We start from the raw sequence: 24,257 nt of genomic DNA, 5'->3' as shown, positions 1-24,257 counted from the left end.
TCAATTAATTACTTATTTATATTTATCAGTCTTTGCAGACTTTTGTGGGATAGGGTCATATCCCCCTTTGGAAAACGGGCTACATCTTAGTATTCTCTTAAATGTTAGAAATATTCCCTTTATCCCAAATTCTTTTACGGCTTCTTTAGCATAGTTAGAACAACTAGGATAATACCTGCAAGAAGGTGCCATATATGGTGATATCATGTTTTGGTACACCGCCAAAAACATCAGGCACAAACCTTTAATTATCTTTGATACTGCGTCTTTCATTGCTAAATATTTTGTTTAAACAAAACATAAAATCACTTTTTATACTAGAGAAACTTTTACCTGTAACAAATTTGCGTGCAATTACATTGATGTTGATGTTTATGTTCTCGTCAATAGCCCTTGCACAAATATCTTTCATTAAAACTCTAACGATCCTCTTACATCTGTTCCGTTCAACCGCATTTCCCACTTTTTTACTCGCGGTTATACCGTATCTAAACTTGCGCAATTCGCTCGGTTCAGGGGGCTGGTAGAGCACAATGAAGTACTTACTAATTACCTTATTAGCTTCACTGAATAACTTTTGATACTCAGCTTTTTTGGTAATCTTAAAATCTTTCAAATGCAATAGTACAACCTATGCTGACAATTCTTTTCTACCTTGCCTTCTTCTGTTGTTAATAACTTTTCTACCACCAACGGTAGCCATCCTCGCTCTAAACCCATGCCTTTTTTTACGCACTAAGTTACTTGGTTGATATGTCCTTTTCGTTGCCATCTTTTATATACTTAATTACATTAAATCTCAGCTTACTTTTTAGCTCAAATATAACGCAAAGTCAACATCGCCAACAATAACCAAATTGGGAGTGTTTTAAAAAGGATAGGAAAGAAGAAAAGAATGTGATATAAGGAGAGGGAAGGAAAAAAAAGAAAGGGAAAAATGGAGAAAATAGAATGTAAATATTGCAAAGGGAAAGAGGTATCAAAAAATGGATATGCAAGGAAAAAGCAGAGATACAAATGTAAGAGTTGTAATAAAAACTTTACAGAAGGAGATGGTAGGAAGAATTGGAAATATGGTAATAAAGAGAGGAGCATGGTGATAAAGATGTATCTAAATAACTGCGGAATTAGGAGGATAGCTCACATATTAAATATCCCGTTAAGTACAGTATTTTATTGGATCAAACAAGCAGGGAAAGTAGTAGATGAGATGGTGACGAATCAAAAGATAGAGGGAGATAAGAGGCGTATAGAGATATTAGAGATGGATGAGCTATATACGGTTCTGTCGCATCTGTGAAAATTCAGTGCAAAAAGTGAAAAGTGAAAATTTCAAAGTGCGGAAAATCGGGAGTTAAAAATTCTTAATTTTTACTTTTTATTTCAAAAATTAACAGATGCGACAGAACCCAAAATACTGCGTTAATGAATCTTCTGTTATTATGGGAGTGTTGCAAGATGGAATAAAGAAAGGTATAGTGGAGTGGATTACAGAATAAAGAAGAGAAAAATGTCATCAGCGCATCAAATAATAATGGTATGTTTGGATCAATTGGTTGGTAGTGAGCATCAATATCGCAAATTTAAGGAGCTGTTTAATTTTGGGGCAGCAGAGCAAGAGCTGAAGGGAATTGAATCTCCTGCTAATTATAAGGGATATGGTGTTTTACGTTTATTTAAATGCTTGTTGTTACAGTTTATGGAAGATTTGTCAGATCGTGAACTAGAAAGATATTTGAGTGACAGTGTTGCAGCCAAGTGGTTTTGTGATTTTGATTTAACCGAAGCCACACCTGATTATAGCGTTTTTAGTAGAATCCGCTCAAAGATAGGAACAAATTTGTTATCAAAAATCTTTGCCATTTTTAGAGATCAACTAAAATCTCAAGGATATATGAGCGAGGTATTTACTTTTGTTGATGCAAGTCGGTTCTGTCGCATCTGTTAATTTTTGAAATAAAAAGTAAAAATTAAGAATTTTTAACTCCCGATTTTCCGCACTTTGAAATTTTCACTTTTCACTTTTTGCACTGAATTTTCACAGATGCGACAGAACCAGAGGTTATACCTCGCCATCAACATGTTGTTGGCAAACAACATACACTCTCAATTGAGTCCAATAACTCAAACACAAGGCACAGAATTGCAAGAATGACCAGAAAAACAAAGGTAGTTTCAAAATCTGAAGAAGTTGTCGATCTTACGATTAAGCTCTGGGTACATTTTGAGGATAACAATAATTTCCTAAGTGAGCAGGGCAATTTTATATCTATCTTTGGCTAACACTCTGCTATGCTCTTGTCCATCCTTCCTATTGCTTATCGTATCACCTGGCAAGAAATGGAAAGCCATAAGCATATTCTCCATCTTCTTTTTGTCGCAGGAGAGGTCTTTTAAGGAGCTGGCCATATTTCTATAGGGCTGGGCTGTTTTTTTGCAATTATATACATCCAACTCCAAGTCATTATCGTCCACATATTGTGAGCTATGAGCAATTATATAAGACTCCTGAAGTTGAAACCCAGATATGTTTGCAATTAGATACGTAATGTAATAATGATATTCTATATCCACTTGTAAATATTTCATGTTATGTGATATGAAGCATAGATCAGGTGTTGATTATGCGTAAGTAACAAAATAAATAAAATGTTCGCTGAAATTGGAAATCTTTCTCTGCATATATCGCTAGTAAGTTTGGTTGCGATTATATTCTGCAATTTATATCCACCCAAAAATAGGGGCAGGATAATAGTGACTTTATGGCTAATTGTTTTGACTGCAGTGGCTTTCAGTTTTTGTTCACTGATTATTTGCCATATTACGTCGGACTTTTCTGTGCTAAACGTAGCATATCACTCGCATAAACTAAAACCATTGTTATATAAAATAGCAGGGGCATGGAGCAACCATGAGGGGTCAATGCTACTTTGGACGTTAGCGATATGTATACCTTCAGCTTTTTACGGAATTTTTTGCACAAGCCACGGCCCAAATCGAAATATTACTTTGGTGATACAGGCATTACTGGCTGCTGGCTTTGTTTTATTTACAATCTTTACTTCTAACCCCTTTGAAAGAATGATACCAGCACCTTTAAACGGATTAGGAATGAATCCACTTTTACAGGATATCGGCGTTTCTTTCCATCCACCAATTTTATACCTGGGATATGTTGGTTTTTCATTGCCTTTTTCTGCAAGCTTAGCAGTTCTAATCACGAAAGATACATCAGACTGGGCGAAGTCAATAAAACCTTGGGTTATGTTCGCTTGGAGTTTTTTAACCGCTGGGATTGCAACAGGCGCATGGTGGGCATATAGAGAGCTGGGATGGGGAGGATTTTGGTTTTGGGACCCTGTGGAAAACGCTTCGTTAATGCCTTGGATCACTTCTTCAGCATTGATACACTCTTTGATGATTGCAGGCAAATCACGCACTCAACTGAATTGGGCGATTTTACTTAGTATAATTACCTTTACTTTAGTAATGCTTGGAGCATTTATAGTGCGCTCAGGCGTTATCACCTCAGTTCATTCCTTTGCTCAAGATTCAAAAAGAGGAGTTTTAATATTGCTATCGATCTTTTTTATAACTGCTATTTCGCTATTTTTATATATGCTGAACTTTAAAAAGCTTGTAGTTAAGGAGTTGCATAGTAATAAACTGATATTACTAAACAACATAATTCTGTCAATTATAGCGGCTGTTATTGCTTTGGGCACCATCTATCCAATAATACTTGAAGTATTTTTTAAACAAAGTGTGTCAACAAGCGTGGAATATTACAATGCGGTTGTTCCACCTTTGGTTATAGGACTTGTCTTTTTGTGCACATATGCTGAAAAAGAACGTAAATTTAATTTTGGTAGATTAACAATTGGTTCTCTTGTTGTGAGTTTTATAGGCTCCACACTGCTTATTGGAGTTTCAACAAGAAGCTATACTTATGCTGTTTTTGGGGTTGTTGTTTCATTATACCTAATTCTCATTACGTTGATCAAATGGATGAGAACAAGAAATTTCAGTAAATTACCAATGTTATTGGCGCATTGTGGGTTTGGCTTTTTGGTTTTATCGGTTTCTTTGTATTATAACTTGAGAGAAGAACTCCAGGTAAACATCAACATCCAAGAAACCGTCAGTTTTAGAAATACGCCAATCACACTAAGAGACATACAATATCGCACCATGGAAAATTATTTTACTAAAACGGCAGTAATAGAGGTTGGCAACGGAGCCAAAGTATATCCAGAAATCAGATTCTTTCCAATTGAGCAACAGCAGACTGCTGAGGTCGGCATTATTAGGAATTTCTTTTACGATTTATACTTTTCCATAAATTCACCCAATAATTCCCAAAGTGTGATATTGAACGTGCAATTTAATCCTATGGTTAACTTGATATGGATTAGCTGTCTGTTGATATTTTTAGCTGGGGTATGCAGCATTGTCAAAAAACGCGTTATATCCAGGGTTTTTTAAAAATTGGCGTTGTCATATTTCCACAGTATCAGAGTGTTAGCCAAAGATAGATATAAAATTGCCCTGCTCACTTAGGAAATTATTGTTATCCTCAAAATGTACCCAGAGCTTAATCGTAAGATCGACAACTTCTTCAGATTTTGAAACTACCTTTGTTTTTCTGGTCATTCTTGCAATTCTGTGCCTTGTGTTTGAGTTATTGGACTCAATTGAGAGTGTATGTTGTTTGCCAACAACATGTTGATGGCGAGGTATAACCTCTGAATAAACAGACCAAGCGTCTGTGTAATAAGTGCAATTATCTCTACTTATGATTTTCCACAATTTTCTAAAGGTTGTAACGTTACGCTTACCAACCACCCAGGCAACAACTCTCTTGAGCTCCCTACTATAGGCTTTCCATATCCATAATTTGTTTTTTTGAATCTACAAAATGCCACATCTCATCTATTTCAACTTCTCTCAATTCTTCCGGCACTGTTGGTCTTGGTATCTTTTTAGCATACAGTATTATCCACTTATATACGCTAGTATGAGCTACTTTAAATAATTTCCCTAGCCATCTAAAGCTACTTTTTTCCATGCTGTACAATAACACTGCCAGAGCCTTCATCTCTGGCGAACAGCCTCTTAATTTAGTGCTTGTAAAATTACATCCACACTCTTTGCATTTATACCTTTGCATACCCCTAATATTACCATTCTTAACGTATTTACTGCTACTGCATTTTTTACACTCTGTATTCATATTTCTATTTTCTTTGTTGCTCGCTATATTCATTTTAGCATCTTATCTATCTTATGGCAACACTCCCTGAAAGAGTTGGGGGTTGATTTCTCTATACTCAATTCTTATCCATACTATACCGTAGGTTTGGTAAAAGAATTAGGGATTGAATCTATAAAACCTTTGAATGAGGCTGGGTTTGATTTTTCTAAACTATATTCACACCATGTCGAAGCTTTGGTAAAAGAGTTAGGAGAGGATGTAAGGAAGATTCTGCTACAACCGGGCAATATCCCAGGAAATATGGATGAGGAGAGTTTTGTGATAAGTAATCAGGTCAATAACGCTTCTGATCCAATCATTTACGATGCTTCAGACATAATGCCAGATATCTCCTCCCCAATTCTTTATCTTGAGGATCACTGTTATCAATCCACATGTGGGAGCACAGAGCGTTAAAAACATCATTCCTCAATTACAGTTGAAGCAACATAAAATACACCTTTGTTTTTTATGTTGTTTCAACCATAGTCCATTTCTCAGCAACCAAAGCTGGAAAATTATAGTTGAATATAGTCTGATATTTTGTACAATGATGCTGGTTTAGTTCCCGGAATAGAAGTCATGACGATGAAAAATGAATAACTACGAGTTTGATAAAATGGCAATTTCAATTGCCCTTGCAATTTTTGCCGTCATATTTTCAATTAATATTGGAAATTTAATATACTATCCAGAAATTAGAATTGAAAAAAAGGGGTATAAAGTTGAAATAGCAACAGGACCCGAGGATATAAAACAAGAAGAGGTTGACGAGACGAAAATCGACATTAAAGCCCTTTTCGCACAAGCTAATTATACCAGCGGAGAGTCTACATTTAAAAAATGTGCAATTTGTCACACGATTAATAAGGGAGAAGCGAACAAAGTAGGACCTAATTTATGGGGTGTTGTGGGAAGTAAAGTGGCATCTAAGCAAACTTTCGCTTATTCAGATGCAATGGCGAACAAAGGAAAAGCAGGCGATGTGTGGAGCTATCAGGAATTAATCGCCTATCTCAAGTCTCCGAAAAAGCATGTGCCTGGGACAAAAATGGCATTTGCTGGAATCAAAGTTATTCAGGATAGGGTGGACTTAATTGAGTTTTTACGCACTCATGACGATACGCCAAAAAGTCGACCATAATGGTGTATACTCCGATAACTTGAAAAATTGGCGTCGTCATACTTCGGACTTCGCATTTCGTCACGTACTTTTGTACGCTCCTCATGCTCATCACTCGTATTCCTCGCTCTTTTCCAAGTTCTCTGTCGTCTATAAATTTCATCAACTCTTGATTTACGAGAGGTATATATCTTTGATAAGTTAATTAAACTTTAACAAAATTTACAGATGATCTATAACTCCTAAAAAGCTAGGGATATAGGTAATGGGCATGAGAAGCGTACAAAGAGATGCTCAAAACATAAAATCCAAAATGTGATGCGGAGTATAAATGTTAATAACAGGGTCAGGATGCAAGGCTTTGCTTGCAAATTTATAAACTTAATTTATTATCTTGGTAGTTAATTTTGATATTTAGCAATTATATCGCATGAAAGTACAGGTAAATAGTAGTGAGTTGTTAGAAGCTTTAGGGCATATTCAGTCAATTGTAGAGAAGAGGAATGCAAAACCCATTTTGTCTAATGTCAAAATTAGCACAAAGAAAAATAAAATGTCATTTTATACAACAGATTTAGAGATTTTTGCCAAGGAAGTTATTGAAGCCAGTGTTGCTGGTGATTTAACCACAACAACACCTATCCACACATTTTATGATGTGCTGAGAAAGATTGGGAGTGATCAAAAGGTGCAATTGATTTTTGAGCCTTCTGAAAAACCAGTTAAAATGTTGATAAAGTCTGGTTTGAGCGAATTTATCCTACCTTGCCTTTCTGCCGAAGAGTTTCCAGATTTTGAAGAGGGACGGCACGATTGTGAGTTTAAAATTTCTTGCAGTGATTTGAGTTATTTAATTTCAGCTACGAAGCATGCGATTTCGTACGATGATACAAAATATTATCTAAACGGCATCTTTTTACATGTTGTGGAAGATGATGGGGTGAAAGTTTTGAGAGCTGTTGCAACTGATGTTCACAGGCTTGCCATGGCAGAAGTAACTTTGCCAAGTAATGCAGCGTTATTACCAGAGATCATATTGCCAAGAAAGACAGCAGTTGAATTATTAAAGCTTATTGAAGGCTACCAGGGCGATATTACGTTAGGGGGTTCACCGAATAAGATCACTGCTATTATTGGCAATACAACTCTGGTTTCAAAGCTAATTGATGGGAAGTTCCCTGATTATAATAAAGCAATTCCTTACGATAACTTCAAGGTTCTTGAAGCTTCTATCGACCAACTATCAAATGCCATAGACCTAGTCACAGCAATTTCTAGTGAGAAGGTCAAGGCGATAAAACTAAAAATACATCAAAGTAGGATAACACTGCATGCAAATGATAAGATAAGTGCTTCTGGAACGATAGATATACCTGCTTCATATGAAAATGAAGAAATAACAACTGCTTTCAACTCAAGATATATTCTTGATATTCTAGACAATCTTACTGGTGAGAAGGTGGTTTTTAAACTCAATTCAAGTGATAGAGCTGTGTTAGTTGAAAGTGGAAGTGACTCTAATTGTAAATTTGTATTAATGCCTTTAAAAATATAAACGTTTTGGTCATAGGCAATACACGCTCTTATATATCACAGTTAGTTCTGCATAATTTTCGTAATCATGAAAATCTTGCTGTTAATTCTAACGGAAAATTCGTGCTTATTTTGGGTAAGAATGGTTCTGGGAAAACTAATGTACTTGAGGCAGTTTCCATATTGAATGCAGGCAGGGGGATGAGAAACAGTACAAACAGTGATATCATAACTAACTTTGACAAAAATTTAGCAGAGTGGGCTGTAATCGCTTATTATCAGCATTTAGAGTCAAGTAAAAAAATATTATTTGGATGTAATTTTAAACATACCTCTTCTAATGGGAAAAAAATTCTTAAAATTGATGAAGAAGAGATTGGAAAAAAAACTGATATTCTGAACTTCCTCAGGATTGTTTGGCTTACACCTCAAATGGAGAACCTATTTTTAGAATCTCCAAGTGTAAGAAGAAGATTTATAGATAGGATGACGTTTAATTTTTTCCCAGAACATGCTAAACAGGTCATAGAACATGAATATTTTTTGCAGTCAAGAAACAAGATTTTAAGTGATGTTGGATGGGATGAAAAATGGTTGACCCAAATCGAACAGAGGATAGCGGATTTGAGTGTGAAAATTGTAGATAACAGGCAGAAATGCCTAAATATCATAAACTCATTTTTGAGTACATTTAGCAAGACTTACCTCAGGCCCGTATTCTTTATGAAAGGAGAAGTAGAGAGCCAATTGGAAACAAGCAATCCAATCAAAGTGAGCGATTTTATCATGGAGAAGCTAAAGCGCAACAGGCTAAATGATTCAAGAATCCAAAAATGTGGGATAGGTGCCCATAAAAGCGAAGTTGTTGTTATGGATAAAGAGCAAAATCGACATGCCAATTTATGTTCAACAGGTGAACAAAAATCTATGATCATAGCCTTACTCCTTGGTCAATCTCATGCAATATATCAACACAGCAATATCGCTCCAATTTTATTATTGGATGAGATATTCGCACATTTGGATGAAAGAAGAAAGGCAGATCTAATCGCAGAATTAAGTCAAACTCCTTCCCAAATTTGGATCAGTAGCACTGATACAGAGCTTGATAGGTTAATCGGAAATGCAACCAAAATCCAATTTTAACCTCAATTCAAAACTATAACTAAATTAGAATAAAAGGGCTGTGGTGAATTAAAAAAGATTAAAATATTCACTCATTTTGACGGAGGGATCATATATACTCCGATAACTTGAAAAATTGGCGTCAAAATACTTCGGACTTCGCATTTCGTCACGTACTTTTGTACGCTCCTTATGCTCATCACTGGTATTTCTCGCTCTTTTCCAAGTTCTCTGTCGTCTATAAATTTCATCAACTCTTGATTTACTAGAGGTATATACTCAAAGTTATTTTTAGAATTGGCAAGGAATTTAGTGCTGAGCATAAGGAGCGTACAAAAGTACGTGACGAAATGCGAGAGCGCAAAAATGACGATGCCAACTTTTAAAAGATGCAGAATATACGTACATAAACATGGCTTGTAATACAAGGTTACAAGCCACATCCAACCACCTTTCTAAGTACAGGGATATTGATTTGATAATATAACGTTATTTAATAATTTCAGTAACAACTCCAGCACCAACGGTCTTGCCGCCTTCTCTGATCGCAAATTTCAAACCTTTGTCCATTGCAATTGGGGCTATCAATTCAACCACGATCTCCGTGTTGTCCCCAGGCATTACCATTTCCACCCCGTCTTTTAGCTCAACAGCTCCTGTAACGTCTGTTGTTCTAAAATAAAACTGCGGCCTATAATTCTTGAAGAACGGCGTGTGCCTTCCCCCTTCATCTTTTTTCAACACATATATCTCCGCCTTAAATCTTGTGTGCGGTGTTATGCTACCAGGCTTCGACAGTACTTGCCCTCTTTCCACTTCTTCTTTCGCAACACCCCTAAGCAATAGTCCGGCATTATCTCCTGCCATTCCTTGCTCCAACTCTTTCTTAAACATCTCCACACCTGTGACCACACTCTTACGACTAGGCCTTATTCCAACTATCTCTATCTCTTCTCCCACTTTAATTTTACCTTGTTCTATCCTTCCTGTTACCACGGTTCCCCTCCCTGAGATTGAAAACACATCTTCAATAGACATCAAGAACGGCTTGTCTAACTCCCTAGCAGGCATTTCTATTTTTTCATCAACAGCCTTCATTAGCTCTCTTATTGATTTTTCACCCAGATCACTACCTTCTTCAGTTAATGCCTTTAACGCAGACCCCCTAACTATTACTGTATTGTCTCCATCAAATCCATACTTGGTTAACAACTCTCTTATTTCGATTTCAACCAACTCCAGCAATTCTTCGTCAGCTACCATGTCGACCTTATTTAAAAACACTACCAACACTTTTATTCCAACCTGTTTTGCCAGTAGGATATGCTCTCTTGTTTGTGGCATTGGTCCGTCAACTGCGCTTACAACTAATATCGCACCATCCATCTGTGCCGCACCTGTGATCATGTTTTTTACATAATCGGCGTGGCCAGGACAATCCACGTGTGCGTAGTGCCTTGCTTCAGTTTCATACTCCACATGCGCAGAGTTGATGGTTATACCCCTTTCTTTTTCTTCTGGAGCCTTGTCTATCTCATCATACTTAACTGCTTTTTTACTAAAATACTTCGTAATTGCAGCAGTTAAAGTTGTTTTTCCATGGTCAACGTGTCCTATCGTACCTGTGTTTACGTGCGGTTTGGTTCTTTCGAATTTACCTTCTGCCATTTCTTTTTCTCCTTTATTTTTGTTTGTTTTATAGCTTATATTGGAGCGGATGACGGGAATCGAACCCACACAGCCAGCTTGGAAGGCTGGAACTCTACCATTGAGCTACATCCGCTAAAAAAGCGTAACTAATTCTAGGGGAGACTCTACAATGAGTTTGTTTTGATGTCAATAATTTTGAACAATAAAACTTTATTTTTAAGGCCTGCGTTAAGGGCACTGATACCATTTTGAAAGTGTTATAGCTGGATAGCTTTAAACTTGTTGCTACTTCGCTTGTTGTTCATGCGGGTTTACCACACTTTGCGCCTTGATCAGTGCAGCAAAATCAAAGTTATTGCGCTATAGTTTGACTTATCTACTCTTTTTTGTATGATCGTAAATTAGTTGGCAACCGCAGTTATGTATTTACACCGCAAATGTTAAGCGAACTAAATGTTACTTTATTAAAAATACTAAGTTAAGCGAACTTGATTTAATCGCCAAGCTTAAAAACAGATTCCCATCGCATATAGGCGATGATGCTGCGGTAATTCAGTTTACAGATGAGCAAAGTTACATTGTAACAAAAGACATAATTGTGGAGGACGTCCACTTTTGCACATCTTACTTCGACCCATTGAGCCTGGCACACAAAGCGCTACACGTTAATTTAAGTGACGTTGCAGCCATGGGAGCTACTCCTCTTTTTGTGTTGGGTGGCATTTCAATCCCGATGCTGCATCAAGAGTATGCAAAAGAATTTCTCCATAATTTTGCCGACATGTGTGAAAATACAGGTATTAAACTTATTGGAGGAGATATAACCGCATCAAGAGATAGAATATTCATCAGTGTCACGATCATTGGGGTCGCAAGAACCAAAGCTATCAAATATAGGTGCACAGCAAAACCAACCAACATAATTTGTGTAGTTGGCGAGTTGGGCTACGCCCACCTAGGATTGATTGCCTGTGAAAAATCTTTGAGCGAGTTTGGACTGTACAAAAAACCATTTTTGCGCCCAACAGCAAAAACAAAGGAAGGGATTTGGCTCGCGGAGCAAGATGCAGTAACATGCATGATGGACATTTCTGATGGTTTGCTGGTTGATTTACGCAAACTGTGCAAAGCTTCTGACGCCAAGGGGGTAATAGATTTAGAACTTTTAAACCCCTCTATTGCTTTCAGAGAAGATTGTGCCATATTAGGACTTGACTGTATGGACGTCATGCTCACAGGGGGTGAGGATTATGGCCTTTTATGTGCGATAGATGTTGAAAAACTCCATTGTTTTGCCAAAGATTTTGCTAAAATTTTTGGTTATCCGATGAAGCGCATTGGGTATATCACAAATGGCAGTGGTATCTGTTTTGTAAATAATGGCTTATGGAAAAACAAAAAACTGAAGCCATTTTCACATTTTGGAGAATCAACTGAGTTTTAATCCATAAATTTCTTCAGTAGCCCCAAAAATTTAACTTCAGTGCTTGACTTAGCGATTTAAATCTATAGAATCCTTAAAATCGAAACTACTAATAATATTATAAAGAGGTTTTTCTGTGGCGCGTATAGCAGGTGTAAACATCCCGACATCCAAGAAAGTTAGTACAGCTTTGACGTATATCTATGGCATAGGTAACCATAGAGCAATGAATATATGCGAAAAAGCAAACATAGACCCAAATTTAAGGGTTATGAAACTCTCTGACGAAGAAGTAAGGAAATTAAGAGAGGTTATAGACTCTTCGTACGCTGTTGAAGGTGATTTGCGAATGGAAGTCTCTATGAATATTAAAGATCTTATCGATATCAAATGCTATAGGGGCATTAGACATGTGAAGAAATTGCCTGTACGTGGACAAAGAACGCATACCAATGCAAGAACAAGAAAAGGTAAAGCAATTGCTATTGCTGGCAAGAAAAAAGTTGCTAAATAATTAGAAATAAAGATTAGGTATGAATAAAAAAACTACATCTAGCACAGCTAACAAGAAAAAAAGAAACGTAACTATTGGGATTGCACATATATTGGCAAGCTTTAATAACACTATAGTAACCATCTCGGATTTGCATGGAGCTGTAATAGCATGGTCTTCAGCTGGATGTAATGGCTTCAAAGGTTCTCGTAAATCTACTCCATACGCAGCGCAAATAACAGCGGAGATAGCTGGAAAAAAAGCCTTGGAGTTTGGTATGCAGACCATGTCAGTCAAAATACAAGGAGCTGGTAACGGAAGAGAGTCAGCAATAAGGGGGCTAGTTTCAACGGGAATTAACCTTACGGTCATTAAGGATATCACCCCAATCCCACACAATGGTCCTAGACCACCTAAAAGAAGAAGAGTATAATTTATCAGGGTATTTAAATGCAGGAAGCGACACAAGGGGCAAATATTTCTTTGAATTGGGTTAGTTTAATAAAACCAGCAAGCTATTCTGTGGAAAAGTCTACAGATAATGTTGGTGTTTTTAGTATAGAACCTCTAGAGAGGGGATTCGGTGTTACGCTTGGTAATGCATTAAGAAGAATATTGCTGTCTTCATTACAAGGCACTGCAATATCCGCTGTTAGAATCAGTGGTGTGGAGCATGAATATTCAACAATTGAAGGAGTCAAAGAAGATGTTGTTGAAATTATATTAAATTTAAAATCGGTTATCATTAGTGGAAGCGCTGGATTCGACAATAAAAAGTTCACTTTAAGTGTTTCTAAAAGCGGTCCAGTGACTGCAGGTATGATAAAGGTGTCCGATGGATTTCAAATCACTAATCCAGACTTAGTAATTTGTAATATTACTAAAGAAACCAAATTGGAAATGGAGTTTATAGTAACATCTGGGAAGGGGTATAGGGTTGCAAGTGAACAGCAAGACTTCAGTTACGGAAGCAACTTCATAGCTATAGATTCAATCTTTTCTCCTGTCTTGAGATGTTCGTTTAAAGTAGAAAATAGTCGCGTTGGTTCTAAAACCGAGTATGATAAGTTGCTTCTTACTATAGAAACAAACGGCGCGATTAAGAGTGATTTAGCATTAGCTTTCGCTGCTAAGATATTTCAGGAACAGCTACAAGTTTTCATTAACTTTAGGGAAGTCGAAGAAGTGGAGAAACCTAAAGAGAAGGTAGTTCCTTTCGACCTAAACTTACTGAGAAAGGTTTGTGATATGGAGTTATCCATACGTTCGCAAAACTGCCTAAAAAATGATAACATAATATATATTGGAGATTTAGTCACAAAAACTGAAACTCAAATGTTAAAAATCCCTAATTTCGGGAAAAAATCTCTTTATGAAATTAGAGATATTTTAGCAGAAATGGGGCTAAAGTTCGGCATGGAAATAAAAGATTGGCCACCAAAAAATGTGGAAGAATTAGCAAAAACATATATTGAAGACAATAACTAATTTTGGGTAAAACTAGTGATACATAGAAAAAGCAAAAGAAAATTTTCAAGGAGAAGTGCTCATAGAACAAGCTTAATAAGAAATCTTTGCAAGTCTTTGATAAACCATGAGCAAATTACCACAACTTTGCCCAAAGCAAAAGACCTTAGGTCAGTGGTTGAGAAGTTGGTAACTGCTGGCAAAAACGATTCTTTACACGCTAGAAGAATGGTTATATCAAAACTCGGTGGCGGATTGCAGGAAGCTGATAAAATACTTAAAGTTTTGTCTCCTAGGTATAAAGATAGAAACGGTGGTTATACAAGAATTGTAAAATCTGGGTTTAGGCAAGGAGATTGTGCTCCTATGGCTCTTATACAATTTGTCGACCAACAATAATTACAACATTCTATTGTGTGGTATCTAAGTGCAGCTTGATAGATTGAAAAGTTGCTTTTCTTCTGCCTATATACTATAGGTTTGATAGTAAATTCCAAGTCTTAGAGTCTTGCGCGCAAGTGCGAGACTGAACTTACTTTTTTTTACCATTGTCCAAAACTCATGCCATCTAAATTCAGTTTTACGGGAAAGTTAGTTGTCGAGCTAGATAATGTCGTCATGAGATTTTAAGCCAAAGAGATAAGCATCTAATCTGAATTGCGGCAAGAAAAGAAGCTGAATTTTTAGCATATCTGGTTGCAATTCCCCTCCATCTTTTAAGATGAAGAAAGGTGTTTTCTACAATATGCCTTATTTTGTATAAATCTTTATCGTATTTTCTCTGGGTGATTCTGTTCTTTTTAGGAGGAATAACAACTCTCATGCCCAATTCTTGGGCATGGTCAATTATGTAATTAGCATCGTACCCTCTGTCGGCTAGTAAGTACTCAGCTTTCATCTCTTCAATAAGATTAACAGCCTGCTTGCAATCAGCTTCTGAGCCTTTTGTGACAATAACTTTGAGTGGCATACCATGTGAATCCAAGGCAAGGTGAATCTTTGTATTGAGCCCCCTTTTGTACGACTCATATCTTGATTGCCGCCTTTTGCACCTGAAGCATGTGGATGCACTTTACTATGACTTGCGTCTATCATTAACCATTCCATATCAGGTTCTTTCACAAATATCTCCAATAAAGCCTCCCATATCCTTTTGTCTCTCCATCTGCAAAATCTTTTATGTGTATTTTTCCATCCTCCATATTCTGAAGGCAAATCTCTCCAGGGAGAACCTGTTCTTAATATCCAAAATACTGCGTTAATGAATCCTCTGTTATTATGTGCCAAACCTCCCCACGTACCTTCCCTTCCTGGTAAATGATCCTTTATCAAATCCCACATATTATCTGTTATATCATGCCTATGTAGCCCTAAATCCATTTTTACTCCTGATTTATCTTTTCTTTCATATTATACCACAAATCTCATGACGACACTATCTAGAATTGATATTCAAAATATGTTGTCAACCACTACATCATGTTTTAGCTGATTATTAAACCATGTGTACTGTCTTTTAGCATAGTTGCGTGTGAGTTTCTGCACCTCATTTATCATAGTGCCTAAATCTTTTTGATGCATTATATAGTCTCTGATAGTGGACAGACCTATGATTTTAGGTACTATTGATTGGTACTCATGTTTAACAAAGACAGCTCGTACTTCATCCTCAACACCTTTTGTTAACATCTGAAGAAACCTTTGATTAATATTTGAATACAACTTTTCTCTTGGCGGACAAAGATAAACTTTAAAAAATTCGGTTTCAGCAAAAAACTTTGCGTTATTTTTCTGCCACTCTAAAATCGATTTACCAGTTTGGATCATAACCTCAAGCCCCCTTAACACCCTTACTGTATCGTTTGGAGAAACCTTTTGAGCAAGTTCAGAATCATAATCGATCAATATTTTATGCACCCCAACTTGGGGCGATTTTGCGGCTAAACTCCTTACATAATCTTTTGTGGTTTGCTCTATCTGCGGAATTTCAGCAATCCCCCTAATTAAACTTAAAAAATAAAGCCCCGTTCCCCCAACTAATATCGGTGATAATCCGAGTTTTCTTGTTGCGTTGATTTGATTTATGGCAAGTTTCAACCACTCATTAACTGAGAATTTTGTTGTTAGGTTAGCCATCCCATAAAGTTGGTGTGTTAAAGCTTCTTTTTCATGTTCGGTTGGTTGAGATGTTAGAATTGGTACATCTTTGTATATTTGCATTGAGTCCGCGTTTATTATGACCCCGCCAATTTTCTGAGCAAACTCTATTGCCAATTTGGATTTAGAAGACGCAGTTGGTCCATATATGCATATTATTTTACCTTCGACTTTTTTTAAATCCAGCATCACAATAGTGCAAACATTGCTTTTTCATTAGGCCGATTTGCGATTCTAATCTCTTTCCAAACTAATTCGGATATAAGTGAAGCGCAATTATTGCTTATACAAATTGCGACTTTATCATTACCCCTTAAACTATACTGCCATGCAAGCTTGGTAAATACACTAGCTGTTCTGGGAGAATAAAAAAGAATTGTATCGGATGTGTTCATTACACCAATTTCCTGTTTTGAAAGAGATTGAACAGCATTCGCTCGATACGCAGTTTTTTTTGTAACATCATACCCCCTTGATTTTAATTTAATGTCCAAATCATAAGAGGTATAATCACCGGACAAATATAGTATTCTTAATGTATTTGATACGTTATTTACGATTGTTTCCTCTAAATTACGTGCAGTTCCATTGCTCGACATGACACAGCCACAGCCTATTTGAAGCAATTTTTCTTTGGTTTTATTGCCCACAACAAATATAGGTTTGCGCTTAATCCAGGAACTTTTTTCAACAGCATGAACGGCGTTTTGGCTAGTAAGAATCACTACATCGTAGTTATCGTCCATAACTTGAATATCTATATTTTGTACCTTTATAAGTGGAATAATCACCGAGTTCTTACCAAGCATTAGTAGACGATGTTTTGAGTTTATAGAGAGAGCATAAGGCCTTGTCAGTAGTATAGTCATTTTATTGTATCAGTAAGTAATAACATCTGCTAACTTATCTTCAACATCTGGCAAATTAGAAGTGTCACCATTTTCTATCAATAAATCTCAAAGGCACTCTGCGCTATCTGCAACGTGAGTAGGACACAACAGAGAGAAGATGCTAAATTTATGCGCTCCTCTAGTAAGGTATAATAGAGCAATTAAAAAGACCTAGATTTTGGATTTTTGGCAGTATATCAAACCATTTGGTAAGGAATTGGTCTACCTTCTCCATCTCTTGCTAGCTTACCATCCTCAAATTTTGCTGCCATATAATTCCCATGCCCTAACCTTTCGCCTTTATACAATATAGGCTTGACTGTTTTGCCATCTAACTTCTTTAATTCTGCACCTTTACCGCGGTTGCTGACGTTATTTTTGGAACCCTTTTTTACTGCCATAATACTAAAAATTAAAAATTACATTCACTCATCATATAACAAAAATAGCATAGCTTAGTCAATATGTAAATTTGCTAGGCATGACTTGTCCTCTTTGCCTTTGGAAAGCTTGGTTTTGCGAAGGTGTAATTCTTCTTTCCAGGTTTGCGTTTCGATGGATTATAATGCTTCTTCATGTGTTTACCCTCGGCTACAGGATTGCTGCCTGGATTCATTAAACGCTCAATGATTTTCCATTTCTTTATTTCTTCCGGCAAGATAAAGTTCAGCGCTGTTCCTGTGCTCTCAGCTCTTGCAGTTCTGCCTATGCGATGAATATAATCCTCATGGCTTCTTGGTATGTCATAATTGATTACATGCTTGATGTGAGAGATATCAAGGCCACGAGAAGCAACATCGGTGGCAACCATAATTCTGAAGTTTCCTGCACGAAATTCACCTATCACACGTTCGCGCTTGCGATGTTCAATGTCTCCGTGTAAAGTTGCAACGCTATGATTGTTTCTTGCCAGTTTCTCTGTTAATTTAGCAGCACCGATTTTGGTGTTTACAAAAACAAGTATAGAACCATCTCTTTTATCTAGTTCTGCAATTAAGTCCTCATATTTTTTAGTGCCATTTGTATGTAGCGTCTCTTGTTTGATATGTTGAGCAGCCTTATTCACTTCCCCAACAGAGATGCGCTCGGGATTAGACAAGTATTTCTTAGATAGAGACAAAACTTCTGGAGAAAAAGTAGCAGAAAACATTAATGTTTGACGCTCTTTAGGCAGATACTCGACAATCTTATCAAGTTGAATACTAAACCCCATATCTAACATGCGGTCTGACTCGTCAACAACAAGGAAGCTTATGTTTTTTAATGTTAAACTTTTACGAATTAAATGGTCCGTAATCCTGCCAGGAGTACCAACAATCATGCGTGGATTACTCTTAAGTTTTTGCATTTGTTTGAATATTGGCGCCCCACCTATTAACAAAACAGAAGAAATTTTCCCCATTCCAACAAGAAGCTCATCCATAACTTTCTGCACTTGGGCAGCAAGTTCTCTGGTTGGCGTCATTATTAACGCCTTGCTGTTGCTTGATGACAGAAGCTGGGCAATTACTGGGATCAAAAACGCCATGGTTTTCCCAGTTCCTGTTTGAGCTGAACCTATTATATCTTTCCCTTCAAGCGCTGCTGGAATTGCTTTAGCCTGAATCGGCGTGGGTGTTGTGAATCCTAACCTTTTAAGTGAACTAAGCAGAGAGTCAGGCAGATCTAGTGATGTAAAATTTTGCATACGATACCCTATATAAAAAGCTATTACATAAGGCAGCTATGTAAAAAATAACTCTCGAATGTAGTAGTGGTTGTTATTAAAACTGCAACCATCTTTTATAAAAGGCCGCAGGACGTTTGTTTTAATGTTAAATTGATAACACATTCCCAACACCTGCTATAAACCCATTAACCTATAAACAAACGAAGCTATGTGCGCAGCAAGATTAGTGAAACGGGACTATACTACTTGCGCAAGCAAAAGTCAACTGTGTCATTCAACAATATGTACAAATACAATAAAATAGTTTAAAGGGGGCTTTTTTTGTTATAGCAATTCTTAAATAACAGAAATAAGCTAGACTAAACACGACAATGCTGATAATAATTAAAAGATATTGCGGACATACTCCAAATAATTTCAAGGGCTGTCATTTGAAATTATGCTTCTCAGGTCACAGTGTATTTTGGCGTGTCACAGACCTTTGATTTTTGAAGTATCGTATGTACAAATTGAGCGTTTATGCAAAAAACAGAGGTTAAATTTGAATAACAATAGAAAAGTTACCCAAGAGTTGGATGATATTAAGGACTATTTAATTGATAATAAGCTTAAAAATGTAAATTTTGATACACTGGATTTAACAGATGTGGTGTCGTCTGATCCGTCAAAGAATAAAAAGCCAATTCATCAACAAAGTAAAGACCTAACAGTAAACGAACTAGTTATAGAGCTTTTAAAGCCTGAGTTGAAAAAATGGCTCAACGAAAACCTGCCGACCATTGTAAAAAATGCGGTTGATCAAGAGATAAAGAAAATTACAGAGTGTTAGCCAAAGATAGATATAAAATTGCCCTGCTCACTTAGGAAATTATTGTTATCCTCAAAATGTACCCAGAGCTTAATCGTAAGATCGACAACTTCTTCAGATTTTGAAACTACCTTTGTTTTTCTGGTCATTCTTGCAATTCTGTGCCTTGTGTTTGAGTTATTGGACTCAATTGAGAGTGTATGTTGTTTGCCAACAACATGTTGATGGCGAGGTATAACCTCTGAATAAACAGACCAAGCGTCTGTGTAATAAGTGCAATTATCTCTACTTATGATTTTCCACAATTTTCTAAAGGTTGTAACGTTACGCTTACCAACCACCCAGGCAACAACTCTCTTGAGCTCCCTACTATAGGCTTTCCATATCCATAATTTGTTTTTTTTGAATCTACAAAATGCCACATCTCATCTATTTCAACTTCTCTCAATTCTTCCGGCACTGTTGGTCTTGGTATCTTTTTAGCATACAGTATTATCCACTTATATACGCTAGTATGAGCTACTTTAAATAATTTCCCTAGCCATCTAAAGCTACTTTTTCCCATGCTGTACAATAACACTGCCAGAGCCTTCATCTCTGGCGAACAGCCTCTTAATTTAGTGCTTGTAAAATTACATCCACACTCTTTGCATTTATACCTTTGCATACCCCTAATATTACCATTCTTAACGTATTTACTGCTACTGCATTTTTTACACTCTGTATTCATATTTCTATTTTCTTTGTTGCTCGCTATATTCATTTTAGCATCTTATCTATCTTATGGCAACACTCCCAAATTTCTTTCACTAACTGCTTAATGGAAAAATATACAAATAATTTGGGGAGTGTTTTAAAAGGGATAGGAAAGAAGAAAAGAATGTGATATAAGGAGAGGGAAGGAAAAAAAAGAAAGGGAAAAATGGAGAAAATAGAATGTAAATATTGCAAAGGGAAAGGGGTATCAAAAAATGGATATGCAAGGAAAAAGCAGAGATACAAATGTAAGAGTTGTAATAAAAACTTTACAGAAGGAGATGGTAGGAAGAATTGGAAATATGGTAATAAAGAGAGGAGCATGGTGATAAAGATGTATCTAAATAACTGCGGAATTAGGAGGATAGCTCACATATTAAATATCCCGTTAAGTACAGTATTTTATTGGATCAAACAAGCAGGGAAAGTAGTAGATGAGATGGTGACGAATCAAAAGATAGAGGGAGATAAGAAGCGTATAGAGATATTAGAGATGGATGAGCTATATACATACGTCAAAAAAAGAGAATAAAACAAGAATATGGACTGCTGTCGATAGGGACAGATTCAAAACTGTTGCGTTTAAAGTAGGTTCAGGTGATAAAGAAAATTACGTAGATTTAGCTCGTGAGCTAGAAGAAAAATACCAAATTCGTTATATGCGTACAGATGGGTATGAGGTCTATTGTCATTATAAAATTGCTCAAATACATCTGCAGACAAAGTCTGAAACTTGTTTGGTTGAGAGCTTCAATTCCTCCTTAAGGGATATGCTTGCTAGATTAAATCGCAAGACTAAACGCTTTAGCAAGTGTTCTGAAATGCTAAGATTATCCCTTGTTTTATTTTTTAACAAAGCTTTAGCTCTTTCTATCTATTTATGAACACTCCCATAATTTGAAAGTTTTTGCATCATATTACAGATGCGACAGAGCCAAATTGAGAGAAAGGAACAGCAAGAAGATTGAGAATACGTTTTTTAATTTTAAGATCATAAAGCCCACTACTATTTACGTTATGAGGCTATCCTAAATACATTTTTTTGCATTAGCAATAATTTTTTTGTATTTAGTTGTTTTTTTAAATCATTCCTATGTGGACAGAAAATAAAAAATCACAACAGTTTTAAATAATAAAAACTTGTGTAATATGCTAAAAGCTAAATCACAATCTCAATACCTAAAGATATGAAGCTAATTAAAAAAATTCCTATTACGTTAATATTATCGCTATTCTTCGCTATTTTATTTTCTCAGTATATTCCTGCAGACATTAAATCTTTCCTATATGCTGTAAGTCTAAGCATCCAAGGTGCTTTAATGTTAATTGTGCCATTTATAATCGTCATTTTTATTTTTAGAGCTATCGTCCTTGTTGAAGGTAGAGCTTTCAAGTTCATCGCTTTTTTTGCATGTTTAATTTATGCCTCAAACTTTATAGCTTCCTTTATTTCTTTTAATTTAAGTTTTTATTCTCAAAGCGAAGGTGGATTATCAAATATCGATGGGATTGTGCTAAATGATACTCTCAAGCCCTTGTGGAAACTTAATATAGAGCAAATTATCTCCAACAGAACAGCTTTATTCATAGGTGTATTGCTGGGGATTTTAGCTCCATATATATTAAGACGGAAAGAAAAAGAGATATCAGAGAAGATATTTGCGGTGGTAATGAAGTTTATAAATACAGTCTTTGTTCCTATTATTCCCGTATTCATAATAGGGTTCTTACTTAAATTGCAACAAGATAACATATTTGAACTAATTGTTGCGAATCATTTTAATGTTATAAAAAACGCATTATATATTGGCGTTGTATATATATTGCTCGCATATCTTGTTAGCAACAAATTGAACTTAAAAGCGTTTGGTAAAAGTGTTTACAATATGATGCCAGCTGCTCTAACAGCATGTATATCCATGTCCAGCACTGCTGCCTTACCTTATACAATCAGAGCTGTGGAGAAAAACACAAAAAGTAATTCCAAACTTGCTACTTCTTTAGTTCCATCTGTGACAAATATGCATTTGCTTGGGGATTGTTTTCTTATACCAGCATGTATTTTTATAGTTGCTAAATTATTCAATCACCAAATTGATTATATGGACTTTGCATTCTTTCTGACATATTTTGTGTTGATGAAGTTTACGGTGATCACAATCCCAGGAGGAGGTGTTTTAACAATAATGCCGATCCTCCAAAGTCAATTAAGTTTTACGCCAGATATGTTATCGTTGATAACCACGATATACTTTCTTTTAGATCCATTTTTAGCGTTTATGAATGTGCTTGGTAATGGAGCATTATGCTTAGCTTTAAGCAAACTGTTGGGACGCAAAGAAGTCTGAACAAAATTTTCCGGTCTACTAAGATAAAAAACAATCCTTGAAGGATATAAGTTATAGGGATAGTATGGCTATAAGTGAAATTATGTATTAAAACCAAATGTTTTCACAAAAAGAAAACGTTGTGAACCAACAAACTGGTGAGGTAGAAGCGCCTTACACGGTTACTGAAATCTCTCTGGTTCTTAAGCAATTTATAGAAACTTCATTCAAAAACATCGTGGTAAAAGGGGAAGTTTCTGGGATAAAAATGGCTAGTTCTGGACATTTATACTTCTCCCTAAAAGATGAAAATGCGGTATTGAACGCAATATGCTGGAGAAATGTTGCAATGAAACTGCCAGTACAAATAGAGGATGGAATGGAGGTTATTTGCGAAGGGGGAATCAGTACTTATCCAGGGCGATCAAACTATCAAATAATTATTCAAAGCATTAAGTTGGCTGGAGAAGGCATGCTTCTTGCTATGCTTGAGGAGAGAAAAAATAGGTTGTCAAAAGAGGGGATTTTTGATGAACAGCATAAAAAGCCACTTCCAAAGACACCTAAAAAGATAGGGGTAATTACATCTCTACAGGGAGCTGTAATCAAGGATATTTTACACAGGATAGAAGACAGGTTCCCAACAGAGGTTTTAATTTGGGATGTACCAGTCCAAGGGAACGAAGCAGCTGGATATATTACTGAAGCAATCGAAGGACTGAATAACTTACCAGCACATATATTGGCTCCTGATGTGATAATCGTAGCTAGAGGTGGGGGTTCAATTGAAGATTTATGGGCATTTAACGAAGAGCTTGTGATAAGAGCAGTCTACCATTCAAAAATACCAATAATTTCAGCAGTTGGGCACGAGACTGATACCACGTTAATAGACTTGGTGTCTGATTTAAGAGCACCAACACCAACAGCAGCAGCTGAATTTGCGACTCCAGACAGAATTGAAATGAAAAAAACTGCGTTGACCAAAGTAACACACACCTTGAAAACGTTTTTATCCGTATTTGTGAATCAAAAACAGATGAATTTAGAAAGACTTTCAATGCAGTTGCATAAAAAAATGATGTTCTTCCAGGAACAGAAAATGAAGATACAAAACTTAAAAGAAACGCTTAAGTTACGTTTCAACAATGTATATCAAAAAAACGTAATGAAGCTCAGTTCTTTGAATTTATCGGTCTTGACTTTAAGACGTCTTGTACAAATCAATCACGAAAAGCTAGACAACCATTTATGGAAAATAAAAAGTTTATATGAAAACAAAGCTGCCAACATGGAAAACAAGGTGAAATTACTAAAAAAATTATTAATCTCGTACAGCCATCAAGACATATTAAAACGTGGGTTTTCAATCGTACGTGATGATAAAAACCAGTTGATTCGCTCTAAAGATGCAATTCTAGAGAGCAAATTAATTCAAATAGAATTCTATAATGGGAAAGTGAAGGGGATGTTTAGTAAAAATACCAAAGCTCCTACCAAACCAAGACCAGAGAACAATTTGGAACAGAACAAACTCCCTTTATAAGTTTATCAGAGGTAGAGAGATATTTCTAAGTTACTC

Annotated in this window: 33 protein-coding genes and 1 tRNA gene; 18 read left to right on the top strand and 16 right to left on the bottom strand. The window is 36.2% G+C overall.

What is annotated here, in order from left to right:
* Positions 1–12 precede the first annotated feature (12 nt).
* The 3 genes from yidD to rpmH are packed head-to-tail and all read right to left on the bottom strand — an operon-like array spanning position 13 to position 772.
* Positions 13–231 carry a membrane protein insertion efficiency factor YidD gene (gene yidD, locus Bandiella_RS05350; protein WP_407651280.1) on the bottom strand — a complete coding sequence of 73 codons (219 nt, stop codon included), beginning with the start codon at positions 229–231 and terminating at the stop codon, positions 13–15.
* Positions 232–244: 13 nt separating this feature from the next.
* A complete protein-coding gene (rnpA, locus tag Bandiella_RS05345) occupies positions 245–616 on the bottom strand; it encodes a ribonuclease P protein component (protein ID WP_323732690.1) in 372 nt (123 codons plus the stop codon).
* 15 nt (positions 617–631) lie between these two features.
* Entirely contained in the window at positions 632–772 is a 141-nt protein-coding gene (rpmH, locus tag Bandiella_RS05340) for a 50S ribosomal protein L34 (RefSeq protein WP_323732689.1), read from the bottom strand.
* A 165-nt stretch (positions 773–937) separates the two neighbouring features.
* Between rpmH and Bandiella_RS05335 the strand changes: the two genes are divergently transcribed.
* The 3 genes from Bandiella_RS05335 to Bandiella_RS05325 all read left to right on the top strand — a co-directional run bounded on the left by Bandiella_RS05335 (position 938) and on the right by Bandiella_RS05325 (position 2,283).
* Positions 938–1,300, top strand: coding sequence for an IS1/IS1595 family N-terminal zinc-binding domain-containing protein (locus tag Bandiella_RS05335; RefSeq protein ID WP_323732688.1), 363 nt, complete (start codon positions 938–940; stop codon positions 1,298–1,300).
* A 183-nt stretch (positions 1,301–1,483) separates the two neighbouring features.
* Positions 1,484–1,948 carry a transposase gene (locus Bandiella_RS05330; RefSeq protein WP_323732687.1) on the top strand — a complete coding sequence of 155 codons (465 nt, stop codon included), beginning with the start codon at positions 1,484–1,486 and terminating at the stop codon, positions 1,946–1,948.
* Between the two features lie 86 nt (positions 1,949–2,034).
* Positions 2,035–2,283 (top strand): IS1 family transposase, encoded by a 249-nt coding sequence (locus Bandiella_RS05325; RefSeq protein WP_323733409.1) that lies wholly within the window; start codon positions 2,035–2,037, stop codon positions 2,281–2,283.
* On the opposite strand, the gene Bandiella_RS07585 is transcribed toward Bandiella_RS05325, so the two are convergent.
* Complete coding sequence (locus Bandiella_RS07585) at positions 2,245–2,589, bottom strand: DUF6765 family protein (protein WP_407651240.1); 345 nt, start codon at positions 2,587–2,589, stop codon at positions 2,245–2,247. The two genes, Bandiella_RS05325 and Bandiella_RS07585, sit on opposite strands and share 39 nt — an antisense overlap.
* 165 nt (positions 2,590–2,754) lie before the next feature.
* On the opposite strand from Bandiella_RS07585, the gene Bandiella_RS05320 reads away from it, so the two are divergent.
* A complete protein-coding gene (locus Bandiella_RS05320; RefSeq protein ID WP_323732686.1) occupies positions 2,755–4,485 on the top strand; it encodes a heme lyase CcmF/NrfE family subunit in 1,731 nt (576 codons plus the stop codon).
* Between the two features lie 36 nt (positions 4,486–4,521).
* On the opposite strand, the gene Bandiella_RS05315 is transcribed toward Bandiella_RS05320, so the two are convergent.
* From Bandiella_RS05315 to Bandiella_RS05305, 3 genes are read right to left on the bottom strand one after another with little or no spacing between them, the layout of a single operon-like run.
* A complete protein-coding gene (locus Bandiella_RS05315; protein ID WP_323732685.1) occupies positions 4,522–4,845 on the bottom strand; it encodes an IS1 family transposase in 324 nt (107 codons plus the stop codon).
* Entirely contained in the window at positions 4,794–4,925 is a 132-nt protein-coding gene (locus Bandiella_RS05310; RefSeq protein ID WP_323732528.1) for a hypothetical protein, read from the bottom strand. The genes Bandiella_RS05315 and Bandiella_RS05310 overlap by 52 nt, the downstream gene beginning before the upstream one ends.
* Complete coding sequence (locus Bandiella_RS05305) at positions 4,874–5,266, bottom strand: transposase-like zinc-binding domain-containing protein (protein WP_323732684.1); 393 nt, start codon at positions 5,264–5,266, stop codon at positions 4,874–4,876. The genes Bandiella_RS05310 and Bandiella_RS05305 overlap by 52 nt, the downstream gene beginning before the upstream one ends.
* Positions 5,267–5,359: 93 nt before the next feature.
* Between Bandiella_RS05305 and Bandiella_RS05300 the strand changes: the two genes are divergently transcribed.
* From Bandiella_RS05300 to recF, 4 genes are all read left to right on the top strand, one after another.
* Positions 5,360–5,671 (top strand): hypothetical protein, encoded by a 312-nt coding sequence (locus Bandiella_RS05300; RefSeq protein ID WP_323732683.1) that lies wholly within the window; start codon positions 5,360–5,362, stop codon positions 5,669–5,671.
* A 178-nt stretch (positions 5,672–5,849) separates the two neighbouring features.
* Complete coding sequence (locus tag Bandiella_RS05295; protein ID WP_323732682.1) at positions 5,850–6,398, top strand: c-type cytochrome; 549 nt, start codon at positions 5,850–5,852, stop codon at positions 6,396–6,398.
* Positions 6,399–6,807: 409 nt separating this feature from the next.
* Positions 6,808–7,932 carry a DNA polymerase III subunit beta gene (gene dnaN / locus Bandiella_RS05290; protein WP_323732681.1) on the top strand — a complete coding sequence of 375 codons (1,125 nt, stop codon included), beginning with the start codon at positions 6,808–6,810 and terminating at the stop codon, positions 7,930–7,932.
* A gap of 5 nt (positions 7,933–7,937) precedes the next feature.
* Complete coding sequence (gene recF / locus Bandiella_RS05285) at positions 7,938–9,056, top strand: DNA replication/repair protein RecF (protein WP_323732680.1); 1,119 nt, start codon at positions 7,938–7,940, stop codon at positions 9,054–9,056.
* Between the two features lie 468 nt (positions 9,057–9,524).
* Here the strand turns inward: recF and tuf are convergent, their stop codons facing one another.
* Positions 9,525–10,703, bottom strand: a complete 1,179-nt coding sequence (tuf, locus tag Bandiella_RS05280; RefSeq protein WP_323732500.1) for an elongation factor Tu — start codon at positions 10,701–10,703, stop codon at positions 9,525–9,527.
* Positions 10,704–10,744: 41 nt separating this feature from the next.
* Positions 10,745–10,818, bottom strand: a tRNA-Gly gene (locus tag Bandiella_RS05275).
* A 267-nt stretch (positions 10,819–11,085) separates the two neighbouring features.
* On the opposite strand from Bandiella_RS05275, the gene thiL reads away from it, so the two are divergent.
* The 5 genes from thiL (at position 11,086) to rplQ (ending at position 14,467) form a co-directional block, all read left to right on the top strand.
* Entirely contained in the window at positions 11,086–12,129 is a 1,044-nt protein-coding gene (gene thiL / locus Bandiella_RS05270) for a thiamine-phosphate kinase (RefSeq protein WP_323733408.1), read from the top strand.
* 115 nt (positions 12,130–12,244) lie between these two features.
* Complete coding sequence (rpsM, locus tag Bandiella_RS05265; RefSeq protein WP_323732679.1) at positions 12,245–12,622, top strand: 30S ribosomal protein S13; 378 nt, start codon at positions 12,245–12,247, stop codon at positions 12,620–12,622.
* 19 nt (positions 12,623–12,641) lie between these two features.
* Entirely contained in the window at positions 12,642–13,034 is a 393-nt protein-coding gene (gene rpsK, locus Bandiella_RS05260) for a 30S ribosomal protein S11 (protein WP_323732678.1), read from the top strand.
* Between the two features lie 17 nt (positions 13,035–13,051).
* Complete coding sequence (locus tag Bandiella_RS05255) at positions 13,052–14,089, top strand: DNA-directed RNA polymerase subunit alpha (RefSeq protein WP_323732677.1); 1,038 nt, start codon at positions 13,052–13,054, stop codon at positions 14,087–14,089.
* A 15-nt stretch (positions 14,090–14,104) separates the two neighbouring features.
* Positions 14,105–14,467 (top strand): 50S ribosomal protein L17, encoded by a 363-nt coding sequence (rplQ, locus tag Bandiella_RS05250; protein ID WP_323732676.1) that lies wholly within the window; start codon positions 14,105–14,107, stop codon positions 14,465–14,467.
* A 217-nt stretch (positions 14,468–14,684) separates the two neighbouring features.
* Here rplQ and Bandiella_RS05245 read toward each other — a convergent pair.
* The 5 genes from Bandiella_RS05245 to Bandiella_RS05225 all read right to left on the bottom strand — a co-directional run bounded on the left by Bandiella_RS05245 (position 14,685) and on the right by Bandiella_RS05225 (position 18,802).
* Positions 14,685–15,448, bottom strand: a protein-coding gene (locus Bandiella_RS05245) for an IS5 family transposase (RefSeq protein ID WP_323732675.1) whose coding sequence is annotated in 2 segments (ribosomal slippage) — positions 14,685–15,076 and positions 15,076–15,448 — 765 coding nt in all. Because the reading frame shifts where the segments join, the coding sequence is not laid out codon by codon here.
* 72 nt (positions 15,449–15,520) lie between these two features.
* A complete protein-coding gene (gene miaA, locus Bandiella_RS05240) occupies positions 15,521–16,414 on the bottom strand; it encodes a tRNA (adenosine(37)-N6)-dimethylallyltransferase MiaA (RefSeq protein WP_323732674.1) in 894 nt (297 codons plus the stop codon).
* Positions 16,414–17,034, bottom strand: coding sequence for a uroporphyrinogen-III synthase (locus Bandiella_RS05235; protein WP_323732673.1), 621 nt, complete (start codon positions 17,032–17,034; stop codon positions 16,414–16,416). Before Bandiella_RS05235 ends, miaA begins: the two co-directional genes overlap by 1 nt.
* Before the next feature lie 278 nt (positions 17,035–17,312).
* A complete protein-coding gene (locus Bandiella_RS05230) occupies positions 17,313–17,516 on the bottom strand; it encodes a hypothetical protein (protein WP_323732672.1) in 204 nt (67 codons plus the stop codon).
* A gap of 74 nt (positions 17,517–17,590) precedes the next feature.
* Positions 17,591–18,802, bottom strand: coding sequence for a DEAD/DEAH box helicase (locus Bandiella_RS05225; RefSeq protein ID WP_323732671.1), 1,212 nt, complete (start codon positions 18,800–18,802; stop codon positions 17,591–17,593).
* Between the two features lie 523 nt (positions 18,803–19,325).
* Here Bandiella_RS05225 and Bandiella_RS05220 point away from each other — a divergent pair.
* Positions 19,326–19,613, top strand: coding sequence for a DUF2497 domain-containing protein (locus tag Bandiella_RS05220; RefSeq protein WP_323732670.1), 288 nt, complete (start codon positions 19,326–19,328; stop codon positions 19,611–19,613).
* Here Bandiella_RS05220 and Bandiella_RS05215 read toward each other — a convergent pair.
* Positions 19,610–19,978, bottom strand: coding sequence for an IS1 family transposase (locus tag Bandiella_RS05215; RefSeq protein WP_323733407.1), 369 nt, complete (start codon positions 19,976–19,978; stop codon positions 19,610–19,612). The two genes, Bandiella_RS05220 and Bandiella_RS05215, sit on opposite strands and share 4 nt — an antisense overlap.
* Complete coding sequence (locus Bandiella_RS05210; protein WP_323732418.1) at positions 19,882–20,355, bottom strand: IS1/IS1595 family N-terminal zinc-binding domain-containing protein; 474 nt, start codon at positions 20,353–20,355, stop codon at positions 19,882–19,884. Before Bandiella_RS05210 ends, Bandiella_RS05215 begins: the two co-directional genes overlap by 97 nt.
* A gap of 159 nt (positions 20,356–20,514) precedes the next feature.
* Between Bandiella_RS05210 and Bandiella_RS05205 the strand changes: the two genes are divergently transcribed.
* From Bandiella_RS05205 to xseA, 4 genes are all read left to right on the top strand, one after another.
* Positions 20,515–20,880, top strand: coding sequence for an IS1/IS1595 family N-terminal zinc-binding domain-containing protein (locus Bandiella_RS05205; protein ID WP_323732669.1), 366 nt, complete (start codon positions 20,515–20,517; stop codon positions 20,878–20,880).
* Positions 20,846–21,232, top strand: coding sequence for an IS1 family transposase (locus Bandiella_RS05200; RefSeq protein ID WP_323732668.1), 387 nt, complete (start codon positions 20,846–20,848; stop codon positions 21,230–21,232). The genes Bandiella_RS05205 and Bandiella_RS05200 overlap by 35 nt, the downstream gene beginning before the upstream one ends.
* Positions 21,233–21,535: 303 nt before the next feature.
* Complete coding sequence (locus Bandiella_RS05195) at positions 21,536–22,696, top strand: cation:dicarboxylate symporter family transporter (protein WP_323732667.1); 1,161 nt, start codon at positions 21,536–21,538, stop codon at positions 22,694–22,696.
* Positions 22,697–22,793: 97 nt separating this feature from the next.
* Positions 22,794–24,221, top strand: a complete 1,428-nt coding sequence (gene xseA / locus Bandiella_RS05190) for an exodeoxyribonuclease VII large subunit (RefSeq protein ID WP_323732666.1) — start codon at positions 22,794–22,796, stop codon at positions 24,219–24,221.
* The last annotated feature ends 36 nt before the right edge of the window (positions 24,222–24,257 follow it).

It is taken from the genome of Candidatus Bandiella woodruffii, from assembly GCF_034359465.1.
Taxonomy (GTDB): Bacteria; Pseudomonadota; Alphaproteobacteria; order Rickettsiales; family Midichloriaceae; genus NDG2.
Note: the sequence above shows the minus strand (reverse complement) of the source record. Positions and strands in the feature narration are given on the sequence as shown.